20 protein-coding genes are annotated in these 24,148 nt (G+C 45.4%); 9 read left to right on the forward strand and 11 right to left on the reverse strand.

Annotated elements, in window-relative coordinates:
- The first annotated feature begins 282 nt into the window (after nt 1-282).
- The 4 genes from HGP28_RS01705 (at nt 283) to HGP28_RS01720 (ending at nt 4,079) form a co-directional block, all read left to right on the forward strand.
- Nucleotides 283-1,203, forward strand: a complete 921-nt coding sequence (locus HGP28_RS01705; RefSeq protein ID WP_168834695.1) for a TIGR01777 family oxidoreductase — start codon at nt 283-285, stop codon at nt 1,201-1,203.
- A 27-nt stretch (nt 1,204-1,230) separates the two neighbouring features.
- Nucleotides 1,231-2,058, forward strand: a complete 828-nt coding sequence (locus HGP28_RS01710) for an SDR family oxidoreductase (protein WP_168834696.1) — start codon at nt 1,231-1,233, stop codon at nt 2,056-2,058.
- Between the two features lie 533 nt (nt 2,059-2,591).
- Nucleotides 2,592-3,446: a thioredoxin family protein gene (locus tag HGP28_RS01715; RefSeq protein WP_168834697.1), complete on the forward strand. Its 855-nt coding sequence runs from the start codon at nt 2,592-2,594 to the stop codon at nt 3,444-3,446.
- 414 nt (nt 3,447-3,860) lie between these two features.
- Nucleotides 3,861-4,079 (forward strand): hypothetical protein, encoded by a 219-nt coding sequence (locus HGP28_RS01720; RefSeq protein WP_168834698.1) that lies wholly within the window; start codon nt 3,861-3,863, stop codon nt 4,077-4,079.
- A gap of 75 nt (nt 4,080-4,154) precedes the next feature.
- Here HGP28_RS01720 and HGP28_RS01725 read toward each other — a convergent pair whose 3' ends face one another.
- The 4 genes from HGP28_RS01725 to zipA all read right to left on the reverse strand — a co-directional run bounded on the left by HGP28_RS01725 (nt 4,155) and on the right by zipA (nt 9,583).
- The gene (locus tag HGP28_RS01725; RefSeq protein WP_168834699.1) at nt 4,155-4,826 is read right to left on the reverse strand and encodes a YccT family protein; all 672 of its coding nucleotides are present in this window, start codon (nt 4,824-4,826) and stop codon (nt 4,155-4,157) included.
- Between the two features lie 92 nt (nt 4,827-4,918).
- Nucleotides 4,919-5,950 carry a porin gene (locus tag HGP28_RS01730; protein ID WP_168834700.1) on the reverse strand — a complete coding sequence of 344 codons (1,032 nt, stop codon included), beginning with the start codon at nt 5,948-5,950 and terminating at the stop codon, nt 4,919-4,921.
- A gap of 647 nt (nt 5,951-6,597) precedes the next feature.
- Nucleotides 6,598-8,619: an NAD-dependent DNA ligase LigA gene (gene ligA / locus HGP28_RS01735; RefSeq protein ID WP_168834701.1), complete on the reverse strand. Its 2,022-nt coding sequence runs from the start codon at nt 8,617-8,619 to the stop codon at nt 6,598-6,600.
- A 79-nt stretch (nt 8,620-8,698) separates the two neighbouring features.
- Entirely contained in the window at nt 8,699-9,583 is an 885-nt protein-coding gene (gene zipA / locus HGP28_RS01740; protein WP_168834702.1) for a cell division protein ZipA, read from the reverse strand.
- Nucleotides 9,584-9,914: 331 nt separating this feature from the next.
- Here zipA and cysZ point away from each other — a divergent pair, with 331 nt between their 5' ends.
- The 5 genes from cysZ to crr all read left to right on the forward strand — a co-directional run bounded on the left by cysZ (nt 9,915) and on the right by crr (nt 14,904).
- Complete coding sequence (cysZ, locus tag HGP28_RS01745; protein ID WP_168834703.1) at nt 9,915-10,673, forward strand: sulfate transporter CysZ; 759 nt, start codon at nt 9,915-9,917, stop codon at nt 10,671-10,673.
- A 194-nt stretch (nt 10,674-10,867) separates the two neighbouring features.
- Nucleotides 10,868-11,836 (forward strand): cysteine synthase A, encoded by a 969-nt coding sequence (gene cysK / locus HGP28_RS01750; protein ID WP_168834704.1) that lies wholly within the window; start codon nt 10,868-10,870, stop codon nt 11,834-11,836.
- 333 nt (nt 11,837-12,169) lie between these two features.
- Nucleotides 12,170-12,427: an HPr family phosphocarrier protein gene (locus tag HGP28_RS01755; RefSeq protein ID WP_168834705.1), complete on the forward strand. Its 258-nt coding sequence runs from the start codon at nt 12,170-12,172 to the stop codon at nt 12,425-12,427.
- Nucleotides 12,428-12,565: 138 nt separating this feature from the next.
- Nucleotides 12,566-14,290 carry a phosphoenolpyruvate-protein phosphotransferase PtsI gene (ptsI, locus tag HGP28_RS01760; RefSeq protein WP_168834706.1) on the forward strand — a complete coding sequence of 575 codons (1,725 nt, stop codon included), beginning with the start codon at nt 12,566-12,568 and terminating at the stop codon, nt 14,288-14,290.
- 104 nt (nt 14,291-14,394) lie between these two features.
- The gene (gene crr / locus HGP28_RS01765) at nt 14,395-14,904 is read left to right on the forward strand and encodes a PTS glucose transporter subunit IIA (RefSeq protein WP_168834707.1); all 510 of its coding nucleotides are present in this window, start codon (nt 14,395-14,397) and stop codon (nt 14,902-14,904) included.
- Nucleotides 14,905-15,441: 537 nt separating this feature from the next.
- Here crr and HGP28_RS01770 read toward each other — a convergent pair.
- The 7 genes from HGP28_RS01770 to flgG form a co-directional block, all read right to left on the reverse strand.
- Nucleotides 15,442-16,599, reverse strand: a complete 1,158-nt coding sequence (locus HGP28_RS01770; RefSeq protein ID WP_168834708.1) for a flagellin — start codon at nt 16,597-16,599, stop codon at nt 15,442-15,444.
- 592 nt (nt 16,600-17,191) lie between these two features.
- The gene (gene flgL, locus HGP28_RS01775; RefSeq protein WP_168834709.1) at nt 17,192-18,385 is read right to left on the reverse strand and encodes a flagellar hook-associated protein FlgL; all 1,194 of its coding nucleotides are present in this window, start codon (nt 18,383-18,385) and stop codon (nt 17,192-17,194) included.
- 10 nt (nt 18,386-18,395) lie between these two features.
- Complete coding sequence (flgK, locus tag HGP28_RS01780; RefSeq protein ID WP_168834710.1) at nt 18,396-20,312, reverse strand: flagellar hook-associated protein FlgK; 1,917 nt, start codon at nt 20,310-20,312, stop codon at nt 18,396-18,398.
- Between the two features lie 80 nt (nt 20,313-20,392).
- Nucleotides 20,393-21,358 (reverse strand): flagellar assembly peptidoglycan hydrolase FlgJ, encoded by a 966-nt coding sequence (gene flgJ, locus HGP28_RS01785; RefSeq protein WP_168834711.1) that lies wholly within the window; start codon nt 21,356-21,358, stop codon nt 20,393-20,395.
- Between the two features lie 6 nt (nt 21,359-21,364).
- Nucleotides 21,365-22,459, reverse strand: a complete 1,095-nt coding sequence (locus HGP28_RS01790; RefSeq protein ID WP_168834712.1) for a flagellar basal body P-ring protein FlgI — start codon at nt 22,457-22,459, stop codon at nt 21,365-21,367.
- A 44-nt stretch (nt 22,460-22,503) separates the two neighbouring features.
- Complete coding sequence (gene flgH, locus HGP28_RS01795; protein ID WP_168834713.1) at nt 22,504-23,316, reverse strand: flagellar basal body L-ring protein FlgH; 813 nt, start codon at nt 23,314-23,316, stop codon at nt 22,504-22,506.
- Nucleotides 23,317-23,330: 14 nt separating this feature from the next.
- Entirely contained in the window at nt 23,331-24,119 is a 789-nt protein-coding gene (gene flgG / locus HGP28_RS01800) for a flagellar basal-body rod protein FlgG (RefSeq protein WP_168834714.1), read from the reverse strand.
- Between the last annotated feature and the right edge of the window lie 29 nt (nt 24,120-24,148).

A 24,148-nucleotide genomic window follows, 5' to 3' on the forward strand; every position in this document is an offset into this window, starting at 1 on the left:
GCGCCATTGTACACCTAAGTGAGCTCAAGAAGCAGAATTCAATATACCCTTTCCACTTGAAGTTGCAGCGTTGTTGGCAGGCTCTCACAAACCTCATCACATAGTTTATCTATGTTCACGAAGTGTTCAGAGGCTTTGCTCGTTTGCCGCCTACCTGCATCTTCAAGTGGTTTGGGTATATATGCCTAAGCAACTTAGAGTTGCAGTGAATGCACGAGTGATCAAAGCTATTAATATGCGCATGAGAAACGTCACTGCATTCGATGGAAAACGGAGAGAACAATGAAAATATTGCTCACTGGTGGTACCGGGTTTATTGGTGCCGAATTACTCAAGCATCTGACAACGTGGGAAGTTGTACTCTTAACCCGTGATATTGGTGCAGCTCAAAAAAAACTGCAACACACTGATATTGGCAATATTAAGTACATTGAGAACCTAGCCCTACTCGACTCACTTGATGGGTTTGACGCCGTGGTCAATCTTGCGGGCGAACCCATCGCGAACAAGCGCTGGTCTGAGGCGCAAAAACAGAAAATTTGTGATAGCCGCTGGCAGACAACCGCACAGATTGTTGAACTGATTCAAGCCAGCCAAACCCCGCCAAGCGTGTTTATCAGCGGCTCTGCTGTCGGCTACTATGGCGATCAAAAAGCACATCCTTTTGATGAAACGTTACACGTCGAAAGTGACGCATTTGCGCATCAGGTGTGCACCGAGTGGGAACGTATTGCCCTACACGCGCAATCGGAGCGAACTCGCGTTTGCGTGATTCGAACTGGAGTGGTGCTTGGTCTCGATGGCGGCGCTCTTAAAAAAATGTGGCTACCTTACCAACTTGGTCTAGGAGGACCGATTGGCCAAGGCGAACAATACATTCCATGGATCCATCTACTCGATCAAATCGGCGCGATTTTGTATTTACTTGAAACCACGCAAGCACATGGGATATTTAATCTCTGTGCGCCACATCCCGTCACAAATGCCATGTTTAGTAAAACGTTAGCCAAAACGCTGCATCGCCCTCATCTGCTTACCACGCCCAAATGGGGAATTCGTCTTCTTCTCGGTGAGGGGGCGTGTTTGTTGCTAGACAGCCTACGAGCAAAACCAAAACGACTCACAGAGATCGGATTTCAATTTAGCTTCTCCCATTTAGAGCCGGCATTAAAAAACTTGGTCAGCCTGTCTAACAAAGGGTAATCTTGGGTCATTTATCATGGAGATAACATGAAAGAACCCATCCTTATTACTGGCTGCTCCAGTGGCATTGGTTACACTTGCGCTCATGCCCTACATCAAGAGGGTTATCAAGTGATAGCGTCATGTCGCAGCCTTGATGATGTCAAGCGCTTACAGCACGAAGGACTCACTTGCATACAGCTTGATCTGAACGATAAGAAAAGCATCGATGACGCTGTCGCCGAAACCCTAAAACTCACCGACGGTAAATTGTACGCACTTTTTAATAATGGTGCCTACGGTCAACCAGGTGCACTTGAAGATCTTCCCACCGAAGCATTACGTGAACAATTTGAAACCAACGTATTTGGTTGGCATCATCTGGTTCGACAGGTGCTGCCCATCATGATAAGCGAAAAGCGCGGGCGCATTATCCAAAATAGCTCCGTACTGGGTTTTGCTGCGATGCAATATCGCGGTGCATACAACGCATCAAAATTTGCCATCGAAGGTTGGAGTGACACGCTGCGACTGGAACTCCGTAACACCAATGTTCACATTAGTATTCTTGAGCCCGGACCGATAGAAACCCAATTTCGCGCGAATGCATTAGCGGCATTTCAACGTTGGATTGCCTATGAGACCAGCCGACACCACCATGAATACAACCAACAAATTCATAGACTTAGCAACAAAAAATCAAACAATAAGTTTACATTACCGCCAGAGGCGTGTCTTGAACCATTGCGTCATGCACTTACTGCCCGCCAGCCGAAAATACGTTACAGAATCACCACACCAACTCGGCTTTTTGCCGTGCTAAAACGGCTGCTTCCCCAACGCTGGCTCGATAGCATTTTGGCGCGTGCAGCTTAAGGTTAAGAGTTCATATCCAAACAGTCTCGAGTTACAGATCAGAGGGAAGGCTCAAGACGTTTGAAAAGCGCGAGTAACATTAATTGATGTGACTGTCATTATTCGGTAACAAAAGCGTGCGAAGATGCATCATCTGCTTAATTTAGGCAGACCCTACCCTTGCTGCATGAGAACACAAATGACGCTGAATCATTTAAATTGGTTGAGCTTGGGGGTCGTCGTCGTACTGTTTATCGTGTTTTAATTTGATGCCAAAGCGAAGCAATCAAGATAACGTGGCTCAAACTAAACACCGTTCAGTTACTCAGCAGGCTTGGTGACACAAAAGGAAGCGCGCGCATTACTGCTCCTTTTATCACATCAAGCTTTGCAGACATCGATTAATATCACGACTCGGTTCCTGTTCGACGATGAAACGCTGCCTCGGCAGCGTTTTTCATTTTATGGCGTCGCCTTTTTATCTCAGTTGCTTGAAATCACCAAGGTTATCCCCATATTCTTGTAACACTCTCTGCCACTGTTAGGATATCAGCATGACCACTCCCTTTGTTGTCGAACTCACCGAGCACAACTTTCAACAGCTCATTGAGAGCTCGCTGAACACGCCACTTTTAATTCATTTTTGGGCTAATCCACAGCCAGAAAGTGTTGAAATCATTCCCGCATTACAGAACCTTGCGCAACAATATCAAGGTCAAATGACCCTCGCGTTACTCGATTGTGAAAGTCAACCTGCCATTGCTGGGCAGTTTGGCGTACAAATGCTCCCCACAATTGCTTTGTTTGTTTCAGGCCAGCCGGTCGATGGGCTTGGCGGACCACAATCGATTGATTCGATTCGAGCCATGTTGGCAAAACACCTTCCAAACCCAGAGTTGCAACTTCTCGACCAAGCGAAACAATTGAATCAGCAAGGTCAGTTTGATTCTGCTCAAACCATTCTGGTGACACTCAGTGACGAGATCCGTCATCATCCAGAAGCCAAACTTGTTATGGCAGAAACACTTATTGGCTTAGAGCAAATTGATGCGGCTAAAGCATTCCTTGAGCAAATTCCGCTGGAATATCAAGACAACTATTTCGAAAGCCTAGTAGCAAAAATTGCGCTCACTCAGCAAGCCGCAGAAAGCCCAGAGCTATTAGAGTTAGAGTCTGCCTTTGCACAAAATACTAACGACCTTGAATTACGTTTAGAGCTTGCAACCCTTTATCATCAGGCTAAGCGCAACGAAGAGGCTTTGGAGTTATTATGGCAAGTGCTAATGACTAACCTCAATGTGAAAGATGGTGAGATAAAACAACGGTTTATGGATATTCTTTCGGCACTTGGCCAAGGTGACCGAGTTGCATCAACTTACCGACGCAAACTCTACTCTCTCCTGTATTAAGTGGAATGCCCAAACCACTTGAGTTGCGGCGAGTAGCTTACGCCTCATTTATTCTGCTATTCAATGCAACTCAACTTAATACTGTCACATTGATGGGATTTTGCACTAAGTCAGTGCATCCCATTTATTCTCGGTGACGTTGAAACGACCAAATGTCACCAAACTTCAAATAACCCTAAAAAATACTCATTAAAATCAAATGCTTATTTCGTTTATTTGAAAAATAAAGAAACGACTTTGTTTTACATTTCATTCAATTCTTCACCGTCTATCTCCATGCTTTGCCAAATTTCGCGCCAAAATCACAATAAAATGGCCGACTTATTTTCGGCGCCGCGCAAAAAACACTATCTATACTCCCATCAGCAAATGACGTTACTTTTGCGATTTAAACCACACTTTGGGAGAGTTATTATGAAAGCATTCGTTATTGCAGCACTGGGAGCAATGTTAACCTTCGGTGTTAGCGCAAGTACTGGTTCATCTAGCGCCTCTAGCAATGGAGCGAACACTCAGGGCGCAGGGTTAGGCCCACGTGTTCAATGTACTTATCCCGATGGGACTCAAATGTATGTGCCTATCGGCTATTGCGAACTGATCGGTGGCAAGCACAAAGCCTATGGCAATTTCTAGCTCAGAAGCAGACAGCCCTCTAAAATGAGTGAAGTCGCCTCTTGGCGACTTCATCATTAAAATTACTTCAGCAACTTATTGAGCAACTGCCCAACTCAAAAACTGTTTTCTCTGTGTTTCATTTAAAGTCAAATAACCTTGTTGAAGAAGATTCATTGTTGCACTTGTTAATTCAGCGTCAGTCGCTTTATGCAAGGTCGTTTGTGCCTTTGGCTCTTCATTTTCAGCAATCGGCGATGAAAACTCAGTCACAATAATAGGAGAAGAGAACTCGGTTTCGATTGTTTTCTGCTTCAGAATAATATTACGCTTAGCATTATAACGTTTCACTTCTTTTTCGTAGTCTCGAGTTATTCCTTCTGAAGGCGGTAGCAACTCTTGTTGGGTGACAATCGCATTGCCACTCTCTGCCTGCACTGTGATGTAGGGTTTTTTATTAAATTGCTCAGCTTGGGCCACTGTTTCAATAGTATCATCAGCAAGTAACATAACGGTTTCATTACTGGCTTTAAACGTGATGATCATCGGTGAAGAGTTGAACTTTTCGAATTCACCATTCGTTTTGCGCACTAATTTACCAACGCGGACAACGGCCTGATTAATCCCATCCTCTAGGTCATAACGGTTTTTGGCAAAGAAGTTAATCCCGAGTGCCTCCCCATTTAAGGCAATCAATGAAATTTCATCATCAAGTTCAAGTGTCACTTGCGCACTAGCCAAACAAGGCAGCGCAAGCGCGCCTATCAATGCAGTATTTCTCCAAAACTTCATAGACTATCTCCAAATAAATCGAGCACCATATGGTGCTCGAACATCATATTAATCATTCAAAAGGTGATTTAGAAGTAGTATTCCGCACCAACTAGAATGTTGTAATCGTAACCATCTGCAGCGTTCATCTTGTAATTACGTGAATCGATGAAGAGGTAAGTGCTTGGTAACAAATAGCCTAGACGCGCAGTAATTGCGGTATCGCCAGTGTCTGACTGTTTCTTACCATCGAACTTCGCATCTGAAGTTGCTGCGTAGCCTGCTTTTAGAACCACTTTATCAATCACGTATTGAACAGTCGCTGAATAAGCGGTTTGTTTTTTGTCACCAATGTTGTTTTTCATCTCTTTTACAGCACCAGTGATAGTCAATGCATCAAAGCCAGCGGTCGCACCTAATAAGTAATATTGTTGATCGCCTTTTTCAACGCCATCTACAGTGTATTTATCCTGAGAGTAGATACCACCATGGATGTTCACCGGGCCCGCTTGGAACGAACCAGCAACACTTGCAACAAGCGCATCTGTAGTTTCATTCATGCCGCTTAATGTTGCTTGAAGATTAAAACCACCAAAGTTTACTGAATCAAAACGCAAATTGTTATTTACACGATCACCAAAGCTAGCACCAATATCTGCTTGGTTCCAGTCAAACACATTACCTAGACCAGGGTTTGAATGTGGCCAATCGACATAGTTATATACGGCAACCAATTGGCGACCAAACTTGAACGAGCCGATACCATCAAATTGCAAACCCAAATATGTGTCACGAGCACCTAGCTGGCCGTTATTATTGTGGGTCCATGGTGTGTCTGGACTGAAGCCACCATTATCTGCATTACCACCTTCAATTTGCCAAAGTAGATCCGGTCCGAAATCATCAAACTCTACCACTCCGCGAAAACCGACTCGCGATTCAATGGTAGTTGAAACTTTATTGTCTCCCTTGTCAGGTGCAGAAAATTGAATAAAGCCTGCAGCTTGCCCGTAAAATTGAACTGCTTGACCATTAAGTTCAATTGCTGCATTTGCAGAACCTGCAACAGCTGCAGTCGCGATTGCTGCACCTAAAAGTGAGCGTTTAAAAAATTTGTCCATGGAAAACTCCTAAAAAATGGATGTTGCTGTATCTAATGTTTCTCGCCTTTAGTTGGCCGCCGAAGGGAGAAAATGATCATTTCAAAAATTCACAACACGTTGATTGATGTAAAATTCTGAACTCCTGCATACACCTTGTGTATCCATGACTCTTAGACTAACTCTCGATTTTCACTGCGCCAATCAGAACTTATTTTTTTTCTAAAAAAATATGAGCGATGCCAAATTTATTAACGACATCTTGATCGAGATCGAATTTTAACAGTCATCACTCACACTCAATTCAAGCTATTGAAAATATTAAATTTATATAAATAAAAAATGATATCAAAAGATCTTGATCGCAAATGGCGATTAAATTTAACAAAGCTATCGAGAAATATGATAAGTGAAATATTCACTTTTTCCTTTTTATTCAGCACCATTTTTCACCAAGAAAATAAACAAAACGTCAACATTTAACTCAGCATTTTCGGCTAGGTTCACAGAAATATTTCAGAGTGCCTTCGGACGGTATAATTTCGCGCGGTTTTAATCGGAAGTGATGGGATATAAAAAGAGGAGGGCTAAAAATCAGTAAAGAAAAAAGACGCGATGCTCGTATCGCGCCTTTGAATAAACATAATGCTAATAACTTGAGTACGTTATCATCGAGATGCCGCCAAAATATCGACTAAATCTTGCTCCGTTTTAACTTCAACTCCTAACTCTTGCGCTTTAGCCAGTTTTGAGCCCGCCGCTTCACCTGCAAAAACCACATCGGTTTTCTTTGACACACTGCCGGTCACTTTTGCCCCTAAGGCTTGTAATGCGGCTTTTGCATCGTTACGACTTAATTGACTAAGCGATCCGGTCAAAACGACGACTTTTCCTGCCAAAGGTAAATCTTCACTCTTGGATGGTTCGGCTAAATCGGGCCAATGAATCCCCTGTTCAATTAAGGCACTGACCACTTGTTGATTCTGCTCTTCAGCGAAGAAGGCCACAATATGGCTGGCCACTATCGGCCCGATGTCTTGAACCGCGATCAATTGCTCATGGGTCGCCGACTCAATGGCTTGGAGTTCTCGAAAATGCTGCGCCAAATTTAAAGCCGTCGCTTCCCCAACTTCTCGAATTCCAAGCGAGTAAAGAAAACGCGCCAATGTGGTGGCTTTTGCTTTTTCGAGTGCTATGACAACATTCTGGGCAGATTTGGGCCCCATTCGCTCAAGCACAGTAAGGCGACCAGCACTCAGTGTGAAAAGATCAGCAGGTGTATGGACCATCTCTTTGTCAACCAACTGCTCAATCACTTTTTCACCTAAACCATCGACATCCAATGCTTTGCGAGAGACAAAGTGTTTCAATGCCTCTTTCCGTTGAGCTTGGCAAACTAAGCCACCGGTGCAACGTGCCACCGCTTCGCCTTCAATCCGCTCTACGTGTGAATGACAAACGGGGCATAGCGCTGGAAATTCAATTTCACGTGCATTACTTGGTCGCCTATCGAGTACTACCGAGACAATTTGCGGTATCACATCACCGGCTCGGCGTACAATCACAGTATCCCCTATTTTCACTCCCAGACGCGCTATCTCATCGCCATTGTGCAATGTGGCATTACTAACAGTCACACCTCCGACAAAAACAGGCTTGAGTTTAGCTACAGGGGTAATTGCTCCTGTTCGTCCCACTTGGAACTCAACGTCGTTAAGAAGCGTGATCTCCTCTTGAGCAGGAAATTTATACGCAATAGCCCAACGCGGCGCTCGAGCGACAAAACCCAAGCGCGTTTGGATCTCAATATCGTCTAGCTTGATTACCACGCCGTCAATTTCATAAGGGAGCGTGTCACGGCGCTGTAAAATCGATTGATAAAAATCACGAACGTCCTCAAGCGAGTTGACTAAGCGGGTTTCCGGTGAAATCGGGAGTCCCCACTCTTTGAGCTGCATAAAGCGCTCATAGTGACTCGAGGCGAGCGTTACCCCCTCGACCGTGCCGACACCATAGGCATAAAAACTTAACGGTCGTTTTGCCGTCACTCGAGAGTCCAATTGACGTAGACTGCCTGCAGCAGCATTACGTGGATTGGCAAACAATTTTTCTCCTTTTTGCTTGGCGCTGGCGTTAAGTTGCTCAAATCCCGCTTTTGGCATAAAAACCTCACCGCGCACTTCGAGCCGCGTTGGCCAATGCTCCCCGCGCAACCGCAAAGGGATCGCAGCAATGGTTCGAATATTCTCAGTGATATTCTCACCCGTTGTCCCATCACCACGCGTTGCAGCTTGCACCAACACGCCATCTTGGTAGAGCAAACTGACCGCTAAACCATCCAGTTTAGGTTCACAGCAAAATGCCCCTAGTAAGCCACCAGCCAATCGCTCTTGTGCACGACGTGCAAACCCATTTAATTCCTCATCATCAAATGCGTTATCGAGTGATAACATCGGCATCTCATGAGTGACTTGGCTAAATTCGGCTAATGGCGCCCCACCAACACGCTGACTCGGCGAGTCAATTGTCACCCATTGTGGATTAGCCGCTTCAATATCAAGCAATTCACGCATCATTCTGTCGTATTCAGCGTCCGGCAGCTCCGGCGCATCTTCAACATAATATTTCATTGCATGATAGTGCAAAGTGGCTTTAAGGGCCTGCAGCCGTTCAAATGTAGATTCAGACATGATGAGATCCTGCGCTAGTGATCATGTGATTATTCAAAAATGAAAATGGGCTCCTTGCGGAGCCCTTAGTTAATTGAGGTTATGCCGTTGCAGCATGAAATTCAACTATCTGACGCCGATAGGCCTTTATCCTATCGGGGGTCAATAAATTACGACGCTCATCAAGCACATGGCCACTGAGATCATCGGCAATTTGCTGCGCCGCTTGCAGCATTTGATTAAAGTTTTGCTCTTCACTACCAAAACCGGGAAGCGTCATAAACAAAGAGACCCCTTCCGTTGTGAAGTCTTCACTGTCTGCGTCGTCTAGCGTGCCGGGTTGCATCATATTCGCGACACTAAAAATGACTTTATTTTGTGGCTCGATGGTGCGATGAAAGATTGCCATTTCCCCAAGAAATAAACCATGGCGATTCATGCTATTGACCAACTCATGTCCTTTAAAGGGGGCTGCACTACCACACTTAACATTAAGGACAATGACTTCCATTTCTGGTTCCGCCGACGCTACAGCGGCCTCGTCAGGGTAAGCGTTCGAAGTTATGGGGTCTGCAGGCGCATCCGTAAGCACGGTGTCTACGTCGTCGTCATCATCGCGCGCAGAAAAGGAGGGAAATTCAGCATCACTGGTGACTGGCGATGCCACCGGTTTGCCACTCACTAAATTCATTTCTGGATCGGTCACTAAACTCGATTGCGCGGCAGCGACCTCTGACACCAACGGATCTTCATCAACAGGGTCAATATCAAATGGGTTGCCTTTATCAGCGCTAATAGCAGGTTTACGAATAACGTCATAATCATCATTCGATGCTGGCAAAATCTCTTCAGGCTCCAGCTTATTCAATGGCTTATCACCAAATTTAGCGTGACCTTCTTTTTTACTGGTCCAAAGGCCGTGAAACAAAATCGCGGCAATAAACAGTCCGCCAACGATAATAAGTATAAATCGCAATTCCTGCATGAATGAATCTCGCCTATCACATCATCAAATCGATTTTGTCTAGCGCTTAGCAAAATAGCGCCAACAAGCTGTGAAATGTGGTTGGGGTACTAAATGTTAATCAAACTACTTTATCAAAGATAAACCGTAAATTAGAACTGTTAAATGCAATAAGTTCCAACCTAAGCATGATTTTTCTCATCATTTTCGTTATTGTCTTTATCAAACGCTCAAGTCATCGCCTAAACAACACCGCGATCATAAAGTCAGTCTTCTGCTATGAGATTGACGCACCTAATCTACAGGTCATTGACTTACAGCATATCCGTTCAGTTAAACGAAAAAGAAGATAATGAAAAAACGTTCAGGAATTGGCTACTTTATTTACGGCGCACAATTAGCACTTTCGCCGACAATACGTCGTTTCGTCCTCATGCCATTGCTGGCCAATATACTTCTGGTCGGCAGCGCTCTTTGGTATCTATTTAGCCAATTGCAAGGTTGGATCGCCCATTGGATTGGTGAGCTACCAAGCTACCTTACTTGGCTGAGCTATGTACTTTGGCCGCTGATGGTTCTCACCATTCTGGCAACGTTTTCCTATTTTTTTAGCACGCTGGCCAATCTTATCGCAGCGCCATTTAACGGATTACTTGCCGAGCGTGTCGAGTATCACCTTCGCGATCTTCCGCCACCCAACGATGGTATAGCCGAACTGCTTAAAGATTTACCCCGTGTGTTTCGCCGTGAATGGCGCAAATTACGTTACGTGCTTCCCAAAGCGATTGGATTGTTCATTTTACTCTTGATCCCAGCACTCGGACAGACACTTGCACCACTGCTTTGGTTCGCCTTCACCGCCTGGATGTTGACAGTGCAATACTGCGATTATCCCTTTGATAACCACAAAGTGCCATTCGATACCATGCGGCGCACCTTGAAACAAAATCAAATCAAAAGTTACAGCTTTGGTGCTGTCGTTTCTGTTTTTACTACAGTTCCAGTGCTCAATCTTTTTGTCATGCCGATAGCGGTATGCGGTGCCACCGCAATGTGGGTAGAAGAGTATCAACCGCAAATAACACCACACTCGCAGACACAAACAACTTGAAGATGCAGGTAGGCGACCAGCAAACAAAGCCTCTGAGCATATACCCAAGTGACTTCAAGTAGGACGGGTATAAATAAGATATAACTTTTTAATCCTTTGCCTTGAAAGCATAAGCCCCTATTCTGGTCATCAAATACCTGAGTGACCTTTAAGGCTTGGGTAACTCACTAACCGTGTCATGAAGGAACATCACAATGAGCAAGATTTACGAAGATAACTCCCTCACTATTGGCAATACGCCACTTGTGCGTTTAAACAAAGTGAGCAACGGTAACGTACTGGCAAAGATTGAAGCACGCAATCCAAGCTTCAGTGTCAAGTGCCGAATCGGTGCCAATATGATTTGGCAAGCAGAAAAAGATGGCTTGCTCAAACCTGGCGTTGAGTTGGTTGAACCAACCAGTGGTAATACTGGCATCGCACTAGCATTTGTTGCAGCTGCGCGTGGATACAAACTTACCCTAACCATGCCCGAGTCAATGAGCTTAGAACGCCGCAAGCTATTAAAAGCACTTGGAGCAAACTTAGTGCTGACCGAAGCGGCAAAAGGCATGAAAGGCGCGATTGCTAAAGCAGAAGAAATTGTCGCTAGCAATCCAGAAAAACATCTCCTACTGCAGCAATTTAACAACCCAGCTAACCCTGAGATTCACGAAAAAACCACAGGACCTGAAATTTGGGATGCGACCGATGGTGAGGTTGATGTCTTTGTTGCTGGCGTTGGAACTGGCGGCACATTAACAGGTACCTCTCGCTATATTAAAGGCACAAAAGGCAAAGCGATTTTGTCTGTTGCAGTAGAGCCTGAAGAGTCACCGGTGATTTCTCAAGCGCTTGCTGGTGACGAAATCAAGCCAGCGCCACACAAAATTCAGGGCATTGGAGCCGGTTTTATTCCGGGTAACCTTGACCTTGAATTGATTGACCGCGTCGAGACGGTAACATCGGACGAAGCCATTGCAATGGCGCGCCGCCTAATGGAAGAAGAAGGTATTTTAGCCGGAATTTCATCGGGCGCGGCGGTTGTAGCAGCCAACAGAATAGCTGAACTGCCTGAATTTAAAGGTAAAACTATCGTTACTGTATTACCAAGCTCTGGTGAACGTTATTTGAGCACGGCACTGTTTGCCGGCATCTTTACTGAAAAAGAAAATCAGCAGTAATACGTTGTAAAATCAATTTTTGATATAAAAAAGCCCCTAACAGGGGCTTTTTTGTTGATCCCTGCCTCACCTTTGGTAATATCAGGATGTTTTATTTTTCGCTTCTAAATAAAAGAAGCTACAACAAAAAGGAGGTTACGTTTTGCACTCCTCAAATGCCGTAACTTACTTTTTGACGTGTTTTGCAAATATGACAACTAAGCGTTTGTCTGAACAACATGAAGCCGCTGATTAAAAATAAGCGCCTTCAAGTTAAGTTGGGCATTGCTGAAGTGGCTCAAATGACAAAACACCTGAACACACATACAAAAACATTCAATTAGGGTATATCACATGTACGAGAAACAAGTAGAAATCACTGCGGAAAACGGTCTTCACACTCGTCCAGCGGCGCAATTTGTTAAAGAAGCAAAAGCATTTGATGCGGACATTACAGTGACTTCAAACGGAAAAAGTGCAAGCGCGAAAAGTCTTTTCAAACTACAAACTCTTGGCCTAGTTAAAGGCACTGTAGTAAACATCTCTGCAGAAGGTCCTCAAGCGCAGCAAGCGGTTGATCACCTAGTTGCTCTGATGGATGAATTGCACTAATCCCGTCACGTTACTTAGAAAGCCATTTTGCAAAGCAAAATGGCTTTCTAAATTTGCACTACTATAAAAGCAGCTTATTTTTAAGCACGTTTTTATACTCGTTTTTCTGTTCAAGATTGACCAAACTAAGGTAAGGCTATGATTTCAGGCATCCTTGCATCTCCTGGTATTGCAATTGGTAAAGCATTACTCCTTCAAGAAGATGAAATTGTTCTTAACACCACCTCAATTTCTGACGAGCAAATCGACGCAGAAGTACAACGTTTTTACGATGCACGTAACAAATCGGCAGCTCAACTAGAAACCATCAAACAAAAAGCACTAGAAACGTTTGGTGAAGAAAAAGAAGCGATCTTCGAAGGTCACATCATGCTTCTTGAAGACGAAGAGCTTGAAGAAGAGATCCTGTCTCTTGTCAAAAATGACAAAATGAGCACAGATTTGGCCATTCATACGGTCATCGAAGAGCAAGCGACAGCCCTTGAATCATTGGATGATGAGTATCTAAAAGAGCGCGCGACAGACATTCGTGACATTGGCTCACGCTTTGTTAAAAATGCCCTTGGTATCAACATCGTTTCTCTTAGTGACATTCGTGACGAAGTTATCCTTGTTGCCTACGACTTAACACCGTCTGAAACCGCACAAATTAATCTTGATTATGTGCTTGGTTTTGCCTGTGATATCGGCGGCCGCACCTCACACACGTCGATTATGGCGCGTTCACTTGAGTTGCCTGCTATCGTTGGTACTAACGACATCACAAAACAAGTTAAAAATGGCGACATGCTGATCTTGGATGCGGAAAATAACAAGATCATCGTCAACCCATCAGCAGAAGAACTCGAAGAAGCTAAAGCCGTTAAAGCAGCTGTTCTGGCAGAAAAAGAAGAACTCGCGAAACTTAAAGATCTGCACGCAGAAACCACCGATGGCCATCGCGTCGAAGTTTGCGGCAACATCGGTACAGTAAAAGACTGTGACGGTATTATTCGCAATGGCGGTGAAGGTGTCGGCCTTTACCGTACTGAATTCTTGTTTATGGACCGCGATGCGCTTCCGACAGAAGAAGAGCAGTATCACGCGTACAAAGAAGTCGCAGAAGCGATGAACGGTCAAGCGGTCATTATCCGTACCATGGATATCGGTGGCGACAAAGACCTACCATACATGGATCTTCCAAAAGAGATGAACCCTTTCTTGGGTTGGCGCGCGGTTCGTATCAGTCTTGACCGTCGTGACATTTTACGTGACCAATTACGTGGTATTTTGCGTGCTTCCGCGCACGGAAAACTGCGCATCATGTTCCCAATGATCATTTCAGTTGAAGAGATCCGCGAACTAAAAGCGGCGATCGAAGAATACAAAACTGAATTGCGTTCTGAAGGCCATGCTTTTGATGAAAATATTGAAATCGGCGTGATGGTGGAAACCCCAGCTGCAGCTGCGATCGCTCATCATTTGGCAAAAGAAGTCGCGTTCTTCTCTATCGGTACGAACGATCTTACGCAATATACACTTGCTGTTGACCGTGGTAACGAGATGATTTCACACCTATACAACCCACTATCACCGGCAGTCCTGACTGTGATCAAACAAGTCATTGACGCTTCACATGCAGAAGGTAAATGGACAGGTATGTGTGGTGAGCTTGCGGGTGATGAGCGCGCAACACTGCTGCTGCTTGGTATGGGCTTAGATGAATTCTCAATGAGTGGTATCTCTATCCCTAAAGTGAAAAAAGTGATCCGTAACTCAAGCTACGCCGAAGTGAAAGCGATGGCTGAGCAAGCCTTGTCACTTCCAACAGCGGCTGAGATTGAAGCGGTCGTCGAAAAGTTCATCGCTGAAAACTCAAAATAACCAGCGCTGCCAATAGATTAGACGACTGAAATATGTCGTCTAATTGTCTTGATTGGTATACTATACTTCGACAGAATAAAATTGAACCTTAGGAGCATGACACAATGGGTCTGTTTGATAAACTTAAGAAGCTTGTATCTGACGATAGCGCAGACGCTGGTGCAATCGAAATTATCGCGCCACTTTCTGGTGAAATCGTGAACATCGAAGATGTGCCGGACGTTGTTTTCGCTGAAAAAATCGTAGGTGACGGTATTGCTATCAAACCTGCAGGCAACAAAATGGTTGCTCCTGTAAACGGTACTATCGGCAAAATTTTTGAAACTAACCACGCGTTTTCAATTGAGTCTGATGACGGTGTAGAACTTTTTGTTCACTTTGGTATCGACACAGTAGAATTGAAAGGCGAAGGTTTCACTCGCATCGCGGAAGAAGGCCAATCAGTGAAAGTGGGTGACACTATCATTGAGTTTGATCTTGCGCTTCTTGAAGAAAAAGCAAAATCAACGCTAACACCAGTTGTGATTTCTAACATGGATGAAATCAAAGAGCTGAACAAACTTTCTGGTGCAGTAACTGTTGGTGAAACGCCAGTACTTCGTGTGACTAAATAATCGATTCACCGAACACTCATACTTTAAAACGCAGCATTCATTGCTGCGTTTTTTTTATCTTATAGCTAAGTAACTTCAACATACTCAATTTATACTCATCACACTTAACGTTGTTACAGTATTGGCTTGCTATCCAAGCCTCATCTCATAGCTCATCTGAGCTCAGAGGCTTTGCTCGCTTGTCGCCTACCTGCATCTTCAAGTTTTTGAGTATATGCTCTCGAAATGCTCAAAGGCCAAAGACTTTGTTCGTTTACCACTTACGTATATCGTCAGTGGTTTGGGGATAGTGAGAATGACTTAGGTGGATAAAAAAGAAAAGCCCCTATTCTTTGAGAGAACTGGGGCTAGGTTGGCTGCCGGAGCCTAAGCGGAGATCAGAGAAATAATCGCCATCCGGCATACCTAGACAGCTTTAGTTATCAAAAACAGGCAGGTGAGAGATGAGAGAGCCCGTGATTCAACATAAAGCTGCTTGCCATGTGTCTCGAAGTTCCTTGCTCACGTCTGAGTAATAAAAGAAACTTCGATTCACAATTACTGCAATAGTGACATCGCAGAATTTGGCAACTGTTTTGCTTGAGCAAGAATCGATGTTCCTGCTTGTTGCAGAATTTGTGCTTTGGTCATCTGCGTCGTTTCCTTCGCAAAATCCGTATCTTTAATCCGGCTATTAGATGCATCAACGTTCTCTTGAACGTTGGCCAAGTTATTAATGCTGTGATTCAAACGGTTTTGTTTCGCACCGAGATCTGCGCGTTGCGCATCGACGTATTTTAGCGCAGCGTCGATAACACCTACTGCGTTTTGCGCACCTTGAACCGTGCCTAAATCAACATCTTGAACTGTGAATGGTGTCGCCTCAACGCTACTTAAACCCAAATCATCCGCAAGTGAACCCGATATTTGAACTTCACCTTTTAAGTTTGGCTCAGCAATGAACAGCTGAAGTTTGCCATCAGCGCTGACCGATGCATTGACCAAAGCGCTTTGACCATTAATGTAGGTTGCCAGCTCTTCAATATCATCGCCTGCACGCGCACTTACGTTGATTTCAAGGTCAATAACATTGCCCTCTTCATCTTCGTCCATGCCGGGCAAAACAATCTTCATATCATTTTGTTCTGGATTGACCATCCACTCTTTTTCTTTGCCGTTAAGGCCAAAGAAACTCGCGCCACCCATGCGATAGTCGTCCGCACGAACACTGGTCAGAGCCATGATCATCGCTTCACCAGAGTTAGCACCGATTTGGAATGACGCATCACCAAAGCTACCATTTAGCAAACGACGACCACCGAATGATGTGGTTTCAGCAATACGGTTGATCTCATCTTGTAAGGCAAGTGATTCTTCGTTAATTGCTTGACGCTCTGCTGGCGAGTTTGTGCCGTTCGCCGACTGCAATGACAAATCACGCATCCGTTGCAGCACCGAGGTCACCTCGTTCATTGCGCCTTCCGCTGTTTGCGCAATTGAAATGCCATCATTGGCGTTGCGCATAGCGACATCAAGACCGCGAGATTGTGCTGTCAAACGGTTAGAAATCTGCAAGCCCGCCGCATCATCTTTGGCACTATTAATACGATGACCAGAAGAAAGACGCTCCATCGAGGTGCTTAACTCATTGGTCGCTTTATTGAGGTAGCGCTGAGTGGTCATAGCCGCCACGTTAGTGCTTACAGTAACAGTCATTGTTGCTCTCCTTGTGAGTTCGCCATCGGGTGCGAAGTGGTCAGTTCTACTTTCGTGAAATGCGCTGACCGTAAATATATTTACTTGCTCTAGCTACTTCGCGCCCTCTCCTTTAGGTTGATACGCAAGAAATGATGTCGCTTTATTACTATGATTTTATTGCCATAGTTCAAGCTCATCTCACGTACACCCTCAAAGGGACTAGCAGAACGTCTAACGATGAAATTGCTTCTGAATCAGGTTATACAACATACGTGCCAATAATTTAATTGCAAATCAATTTAATTTAAATTCCATATATATCAACAGTTTATTTGGTTTTATTTTGTTCTTAATTTTTCAGCGGCAATACTTGCCGACTATTTTGCCGCCTGTTTGCCGCTTCTTTGGCCGTTTATTTACCGTCCGATAGAGCACTTCGTGAACAGAGATACACTATGTGATGAGGTTTGTGAGTGCCTGTCAACACCGCTGCAACTTCAAGTAGGATGGGTATACAGCCTAGGAATAAAGGCGCTTATCATTAGGGACTGAGGTAAGCAAAAGGAGTGCGAATACTCGCACTCCTTTTGAGACTCTGATGAAGAACGGCTCAGAGGTAATTGAACAGCGTGAGATCTTTTGCTTTACCAAAGGCTTTTTGTGATGCTTCTAGCGCACGTGAGTTTTCTGCAAACTCAATCACCGCTTTAGAATAATCCAAGTCTTCAAAATTACTCTTAGCTTTGGCAAGTGACAATTGATAATCAAGGTGCTGCTGCTCTTGAATATCTAATGTACCCAAACGTGCACCTACATCAGCGCGCACCTTATTTAGGTGAACAAACGCGGCGTGAAACTCTTGAGAGACTTTTTGCAGTTCAGCGGTTGCGCTGGCATCCGACACCGAGGCGGATGACGTCTCTTCAGCCCGCTTAAAGCTATCAAACAAACTAAAAGTCTTACGCGGTGCCAAATCTATCACGTCACCTTTGTGGATCTGACCGCGAATTTCTATGGTTAAATCGTCGTAACGAATGCCTGTTTTAGGGTCAAATTCATCCGCGTCCACCACTGAGCCATCTTTTTCAAGTTGGTAGCCCCATTTGCCATTGCTCATATCAACAAAAGTAACGCGATAAGGATCCGTGTCATCAAAATCTAAATTTTCTGCGCGCTCAAGCAATAGCTCGGAACCGGATTGCAACTGATAACTTGGCTCATAGTCACCAAAGGGGTTAGGGATTTCGCTAAAAACGTGGCTACCAGGATCGTTCATCGCGATCTCAAGCGTATTCGAAATTCGCATCTTGCGCTGATAATCATCACCGGAATAGGTCACCGAGCCATCATAATCACGAAAATAAGGTTGGCTACGTGGTTTTGTCCCCGAAAAGGTGTAGTTACCGGACTCATCTTGTACGTTAGCAACCGTCAATAAGTTCGTGGCTAACTCTTCAAGCTCGCGCCGCTTCGCTTGACGATCCGCTGGCGATAACGCGCCGTTGATCATTTCCATTACAGTACGCTTGGCTTCATCAGTAAACTGCTCAGCGGCAGCAACATTCACCTCATGCTGTTCCAGTCGATTGCGCACCAGCACAATCGAGTCTTTATATTGCGTGATTTGCGCGGTTTGCTGATTAATATTTTGAATATAGTGGGTCGCTAACGGATCATCGCCTGGCGTCAGTAATTTCTTTCCTGATGCTAACTGAGCGTGATTGTGATGCACTTTATTCTCTTGGCGACGCAGATCATTCTGTACCGACTGAAAATTATGGAAGCTGGAAATACGATTCAACATTCATCGCCTCCTATCGCAACTGCAATATGGTGTTAAAGGTGTCGTTGGCTGCCTGCATGATTTTCGAGGACGCCATATAGGCTTGCTGAAAACGCATCAGATTTGACGCCTCCTCATCCATATTAACGCCAGAAATTGACGCCACACGCTCTTGAGCGGTTTCGTTTTCCAAACGTGCAATATCAGATAAGCGGCGAGCCGTTGCCGTTTTGAGCCCTACATCGGTATTGAGGTTATGATAAACGTCAATCATGGTGCTCTCACCGCCATCCAAAAACTTAGCCGTCTGCATTTTTTGCAACTTACGCAAGTTACCATTGTCGCCTTCAGAGGGCACAAGGTTGGCGGTGAATCGGTCTTGCGGCAAAGCGCCTTCCGTGAGGGTGACTATAGTCGGCTCACCATCATGATAATCAGGATGAGAGCGCGGCACATCAATCTCTATTGTACCCTTTGGCGGATAATCGGTCGGTGTACAAAGCAATTTGCCATGTTTATCGACCACCGCAAACTGAGTGCCATCGGGTGAGATGACCAGTTCAAACTCTCGAATATCACCAATCGACTCAATTTTGAACTCCGCTGTCCCCTTAGCAAAGGTGGTCGAGGCTTCATAACTTTGCGCCGTTAGCGCTTTAGGATCATCGGTAACCATTTGCATCTGCGCCGCAGATTGACGCGTTGGTCGCAGTAGTATCTTCTCACCCACTTCAGGCCGCTGATTGATTTCAACTCGCATGCCATCGAGCAAGAATCCCTCGCCTTTCTCTAACATTTTCGGCTGCACGACTTGCCCATTGGGTAATGTTACCTGATAGCGGTCACCATCGTATCTTAACGCATATTCACCGCCTTTAAGCGCAGGCAAATCGTCTAAATAGACCGAAACTTGAGCGTCCGATCCGGTCGCAGTGACCACTCGAGAACGGACTAACTCGGGTGAGTTAACGGGCGTAAAAATAGGTCCGCCTTTTTCACCATAGAGATCCAGCCCTTGATCTTGGATCAAGTTCACTCCATGAGAAAACGAAGCTGCTAAACGTCCTAACTCATCAAGGACACCGGGAATATAGGTGTCACGCATATCAAGCATCGCGCCGAGTTTTCCATCCATATCAATCGATTTGATTGGCTTTAGCGACTGACCTTCATAAATAGCAAGACGGCGCTGGTGAACGTCGGGATACCCTTCGATCATCTTCAGCTGGCTCGCCTCTGTGCCTGATACCAGTGTGTGTCCATTGCCAATATGAACGTTAAAACCTTCTGCATTATTTCGCGGTGTTACCGTCACTTTGGTGTATTCTGACAACTCTTTGATCAAGGTTTCATGTTGATCACGCAAGTCATTATGCTCGCCCGGCGTGCGCATCATTAAGCGGTGCAAATCACGGATTTCAATCGCTAACTGGTTGATGCGATCAATCCCCATATCAAGCTTTTTATTCGTCACATCAAATTGCTGACGAATCGTATCTTGAAAGCTATTCAATGTTTCTGATGACAGGCGTGCTTTTTCCAGCACCACTTTACGAGCGCCCATATCATTTGGGCTATCAGCAAGTGTTTTCAGTGAGTCAAACCACTCATTCAATGTCTCAGGAATTTTCTTTGATGACATGGACGATAATAAATTCGACAACATATCTAAGTTGGCTTCGCCATCGAGTTTATTGGAAAAATTGGTGGTAGAGAGATTAAGCTCATTAACGGCAAATTGATCCCACGAGCGGCGAACATTTTCCACATGCACACCCATGCCATAGGTCGAACCGCCAAACTGACGCGGGTCGTTTGTCCCTTGGATCACAGACTGGCGGCTATAGCCCTCCGTGTTCACGTTAGAGATGTTGTGACCTGTAGTATTGAGCTGTCTTTGACTGGTGAGTACGCTCTGCGTACCAACCGACAACAGATCCGATGCCATGGATGCCCCCGAAACGACAAAATAAGTTGGTAAAACCAACCATTACCTGAATCGAAAAAAGCAAAAAACGTGCCAGAGAGTTACATGGTATCTATTTGAGCTTGAACACGCAGGACTTTGTCGACATAAAGAGGGTCGGTTGCATATCCCGCTTGGTGAATTGAGTGAATGAATTGTGCGTCGCTATCACGTGTCGACAGCGCTTGTGCATAACGCGGATTGTCATTCAAAAACCGCACATAATCGGCAAAACTTTCCGCGTATGAGCCATAAGCGCGAAACGATGCTGACTCCATGACGGGCGTTTGTTGATGGTATTCCAAGGTTTGCGTGGCAACTTTTCCACCTCGCCAGCTGCTATCGGCCTTGATATTGAACAAGTTGTGGCTGGTGCCGCGCTGATTCTTAACCACCTTTTGTCCCCAGCCTGTTTCCAACGCAGCTTGAGCCAATAGTAAACTGGGGGTCACACCCAACACTTTCGCCGCGCGTTCAGCATACGGTTTTAAAGTCGCAATAAAGCTTTCTGGAGAGTCAAAGTGTGCCGGCTCACCCTTGGTTAATTCGCCTGATTCAAGCAAACGACGTTCGATGTCACGTGCTTTCGTTTCATCGACTCGTCCATCACCAAATAGACGGCTGGCAGAGGCATCACGCGCCGCCTCTCGAATGGCTAACTCACGCTCACCCGCAGCAGAGGAATCTTCAGAATTTGCTGAATTTCCTTGGCTTGCCGAAAGCTGTTTCACTATCATATCGGCCAGACCAAGCGAGCCTGAGCTGCTGAGTTCACTGGCCATCTGCTCATCCAGCATTTGCCGGTAAAAGGTTTGGTTTTGGCTGTTCATCAATTCAGACTCAAAACCTGAATTGGCTTCGCGCATCGATTTAAACAGCATCGAGGTAAATATTGACTCAAATTGACGCGCCGCTGCCTCAAGTGCCGCTTGCTCATGCTGCTTTTCACCACCCACCGCTTGCTGTCGAAGTTTATCGAGACTGCTGATGTCATGAATGAAACCAATATCGTTACTATTTTTCATCATAATGACTCAAATAATGATAAGTTGTCCTTCGATGGCTCCTGCTTGTTTTAATGCCTGCAAAATAGCCATTAAATCAGATGGCGCAGCGCCAACCTCATTCACCGCACGTACCAGATCGTCAAGGGTCAAACCCGGTTCAAATTTGAACATTTTGCCTTGCGCTTCTGTTACGGCAATATCGCTGTCCGGCACTACCACCGTTTCACCGCCACCAAATGGATTTGGCTGACTGACACTCAAGCTCTCTTTAATCGCTACCGTCATTCCACCATGGGTCACCGCAGCCGGCTTCAGCTTCACATGCTTGCCCACAACGATAGTGCCGGTTCGAGAATTAACAATGATTTTGGCGGCGCCATCAGCAGGATTGAACTCAAGGTTTTCAATCGCGGATAAAAATGCCACGCGCTGGCTTAAATCGCGCGGCGCGCGAACCTTCACTGATGTGGCATCCATCGCTGAGGCCATCTGCGGACCTAAAAAATTATTCACCGCATCAGCCAAACGCTGAGCAGTAGTAAAGTCCGATTCGAGTAAATTGAAGGTGATAAAATCACCACGACCAAAAGGGTTAGGCACTTCACGTTCAACCGTCGCACCACTTGAGACAATGCCGACTGTCGGGTTATTCCCGACGATTTTTGAGCCATCTGCGCCTTCAGCGCTAAAGCCACTGACCACTAGGTTGCCTTGGGCGACTGCATACACCTCACCATCAAGACCTTTTAAAAAGGTTTGCAACAAGGTTCCTCCGCGCAGACTTTTCGCCGATCCCACTGACGAGACCGTAATATCGATTTTTTGTCCGGGCTTTGAAAATGGCGGCAATTCTGCCGTCACCATAACAGCGGCAACGTTTTTGATCTTTGGCTTTGTACCAGGCGGCAATTGAATGCCAAAATTTTGCAACATGGCCGTAAAGCTCTGCTCAGTAAACGGGTTGGCCTCGCCCGTTCCAGGAAGACCTGACACCAAACCATAACCCACTAATTGGTTACTGCGCACGCCAGCCACTTCAGCCACATCCTTAATACGCGCGGCTTGAGCGCTGGTGCATAAAAACAGCGTACTCACAATCAATAAGAGGGTATGTTTTAACATAAGGCGTTACTCTGCATTACGTCAGCCATGTGACGGAGTTAAGGTTATAGAGCGACATTAAAAAATCGTGCCAAGAATCCAGGCTCTTGCATATCTTGCTGAATGCCGGTGCCTGAGTATTGAATTCGTGCGTTGGAAACTCGGTTTGAGGCAATCGTATTATCAAAGCCAATATCTTCAGGTCGAATCGTACCACTCAGTCGTACATACTCATCCCCAGTATTGAGCGTCAACCACTTTTCCCCGCGAATGACTAAGTTGCCGTTGGCTAGCACCTCAACCACTTCCACCGTGATATAACCGCTGACGCTGTTACTTTGCTGGGCTGATGAATCGCCTTGAAATTTATTGCTATTGTTCAAATCGTATTCAAAGGTGTAGTTATTGCCACCAATGGTCAACTCTTGCCCCCCTACTTGAAGTGGTTCCATCATTGCTTCATTGGTTTTTGATAAATCGGCATTAGCACTTTTGCTGGCATTGGTCGACTCATCCAACATAACGGTGATAATGTCGCCGACACCACGCGGTTTAGAATCATCGTATAAATCGGTCAATTGCTTTGCGTTAAATAATGACCCTGTTTCTGCAGCATAATGCGCTGGTTGTTGACTAGGGTGAATCGGCGCCCATGCCGGATCTCCTGCCACGGGGTCAACACGGCCTCGTAGCGTATCTAAAAGGCCCGTTTGCTGCGCATTAGATTGCTCCCCTTCAACGGCATCAACCACAGTGGTTGCTTGGGTCACGTCATCAGCGTTTTCTTGATTTAATAAAGCACACCCCGGCATCACACCGATGAGGCACACTGACAGTATTAATCGTTTGATCCTATCGATTGATACGCATCCACTCATGATCCATTCCACCATTACAACTGCTGATTCACAAAGCTCAGCATTTTATCAACCGATGAAATCACCTTAGAGTTCATTTCATAAACGCGCTGGGCTTCAATCATATTGACCAGCTCTTCAGTCACATTCACGTTCGATGTTTCCAGCATCGATTGGCGAATTGACCCTAAGCCGTCCAAACCAGGAACGCCTTCTTGTGGATCGCCACTAGCGCCCGTTGGCAAGTAAAGGTTCTGACCAATGGGTTCGAGTCCACCTGGGTTGACGAAATCCGTAATGGTAATTTGTCCCACGACTTGGTTATCTTGCTGGCCGCGGATCCGCACCGAGACTTCACCATCATTACCTACCGTAATCGACATCGCATCTTCAGGGATCACGATCTCAGGTTCAAGTGGGTAACCAGAGCCAGAGGTGACCATGATCCCCTCGGCGTTTAACGTAAATTGACCATTGCGGCTGTAACCGATATTGCCATCTGGCATAGTCACTTGAAAAAAGCCATCGCCTTCCACCATCAGATCCAACGCATTACTGGTGGTTTGTGCATTGCCGTGAGTATGCACCTTTTGTGTTGCGACAACCTTTGAACCCGCCCCTAGCATCAAACCAGTTGGAAGTTCGGTATTTTGCGATGATTGGCCACCTGGCTGATTAATATTTTGGTAGAAGAGATCTTCAAAAACCGCACGACCCTTTTTAAACCCAATGGTTGAGGCGTTGGCTAAGTTATTAGAGATGGTTGAAATATTGGTCTGCTGGGCGTCTAGACCGGTTTTACTGACCCACAGTGCTGGATGCATAATAACCCCTTAAATTAATGAATTTCCCG

It is taken from the genome of Vibrio agarilyticus (assembly GCF_012641465.1).
Taxonomy (GTDB): domain Bacteria; phylum Pseudomonadota; class Gammaproteobacteria; order Enterobacterales; family Vibrionaceae; genus Vibrio; species Vibrio agarilyticus.

Coding starts and splice junctions, on each gene's coding strand:
- HGP28_RS01705 (WP_168834695.1), top strand. CDS start 283: ATGAAAATATTGCTCACTGGTGGTACCGGGTTTATTGGTGCCGAATTA.
- HGP28_RS01710 (WP_168834696.1), top strand. CDS start 1,231: ATGAAAGAACCCATCCTTATTACTGGCTGCTCCAGTGGCATTGGTTAC.
- HGP28_RS01715 (WP_168834697.1), top strand. CDS start 2,592: ATGACCACTCCCTTTGTTGTCGAACTCACCGAGCACAACTTTCAACAG.
- HGP28_RS01720 (WP_168834698.1), top strand. CDS start 3,861: ATGAAAGCATTCGTTATTGCAGCACTGGGAGCAATGTTAACCTTCGGT.
- HGP28_RS01730 (WP_168834700.1), bottom strand. CDS start 5,950: ATGGACAAATTTTTTAAACGCTCACTTTTAGGTGCAGCAATCGCGACT.
- ligA (WP_168834701.1), bottom strand. CDS start 8,619: ATGTCTGAATCTACATTTGAACGGCTGCAGGCCCTTAAAGCCACTTTG.
- zipA (WP_168834702.1), bottom strand. CDS start 9,583: ATGCAGGAATTGCGATTTATACTTATTATCGTTGGCGGACTGTTTATT.
- cysZ (WP_168834703.1), top strand. CDS start 9,915: ATGAAAAAACGTTCAGGAATTGGCTACTTTATTTACGGCGCACAATTA.
- cysK (WP_168834704.1), top strand. CDS start 10,868: ATGAGCAAGATTTACGAAGATAACTCCCTCACTATTGGCAATACGCCA.
- HGP28_RS01755 (WP_168834705.1), top strand. CDS start 12,170: ATGTACGAGAAACAAGTAGAAATCACTGCGGAAAACGGTCTTCACACT.
- ptsI (WP_168834706.1), top strand. CDS start 12,566: ATGATTTCAGGCATCCTTGCATCTCCTGGTATTGCAATTGGTAAAGCA.
- crr (WP_168834707.1), top strand. CDS start 14,395: ATGGGTCTGTTTGATAAACTTAAGAAGCTTGTATCTGACGATAGCGCA.
- HGP28_RS01770 (WP_168834708.1), bottom strand. CDS start 16,599: ATGACTGTTACTGTAAGCACTAACGTGGCGGCTATGACCACTCAGCGC.
- flgL (WP_168834709.1), bottom strand. CDS start 18,385: ATGTTGAATCGTATTTCCAGCTTCCATAATTTTCAGTCGGTACAGAAT.
- flgK (WP_168834710.1), bottom strand. CDS start 20,312: ATGGCATCGGATCTGTTGTCGGTTGGTACGCAGAGCGTACTCACCAGT.
- flgJ (WP_168834711.1), bottom strand. CDS start 21,358: ATGATGAAAAATAGTAACGATATTGGTTTCATTCATGACATCAGCAGT.
- HGP28_RS01790 (WP_168834712.1), bottom strand. CDS start 22,459: ATGTTAAAACATACCCTCTTATTGATTGTGAGTACGCTGTTTTTATGC.
- flgH (WP_168834713.1), bottom strand. CDS start 23,316: ATGAGTGGATGCGTATCAATCGATAGGATCAAACGATTAATACTGTCA.
- flgG (WP_168834714.1), bottom strand. CDS start 24,119: ATGCATCCAGCACTGTGGGTCAGTAAAACCGGTCTAGACGCCCAGCAG.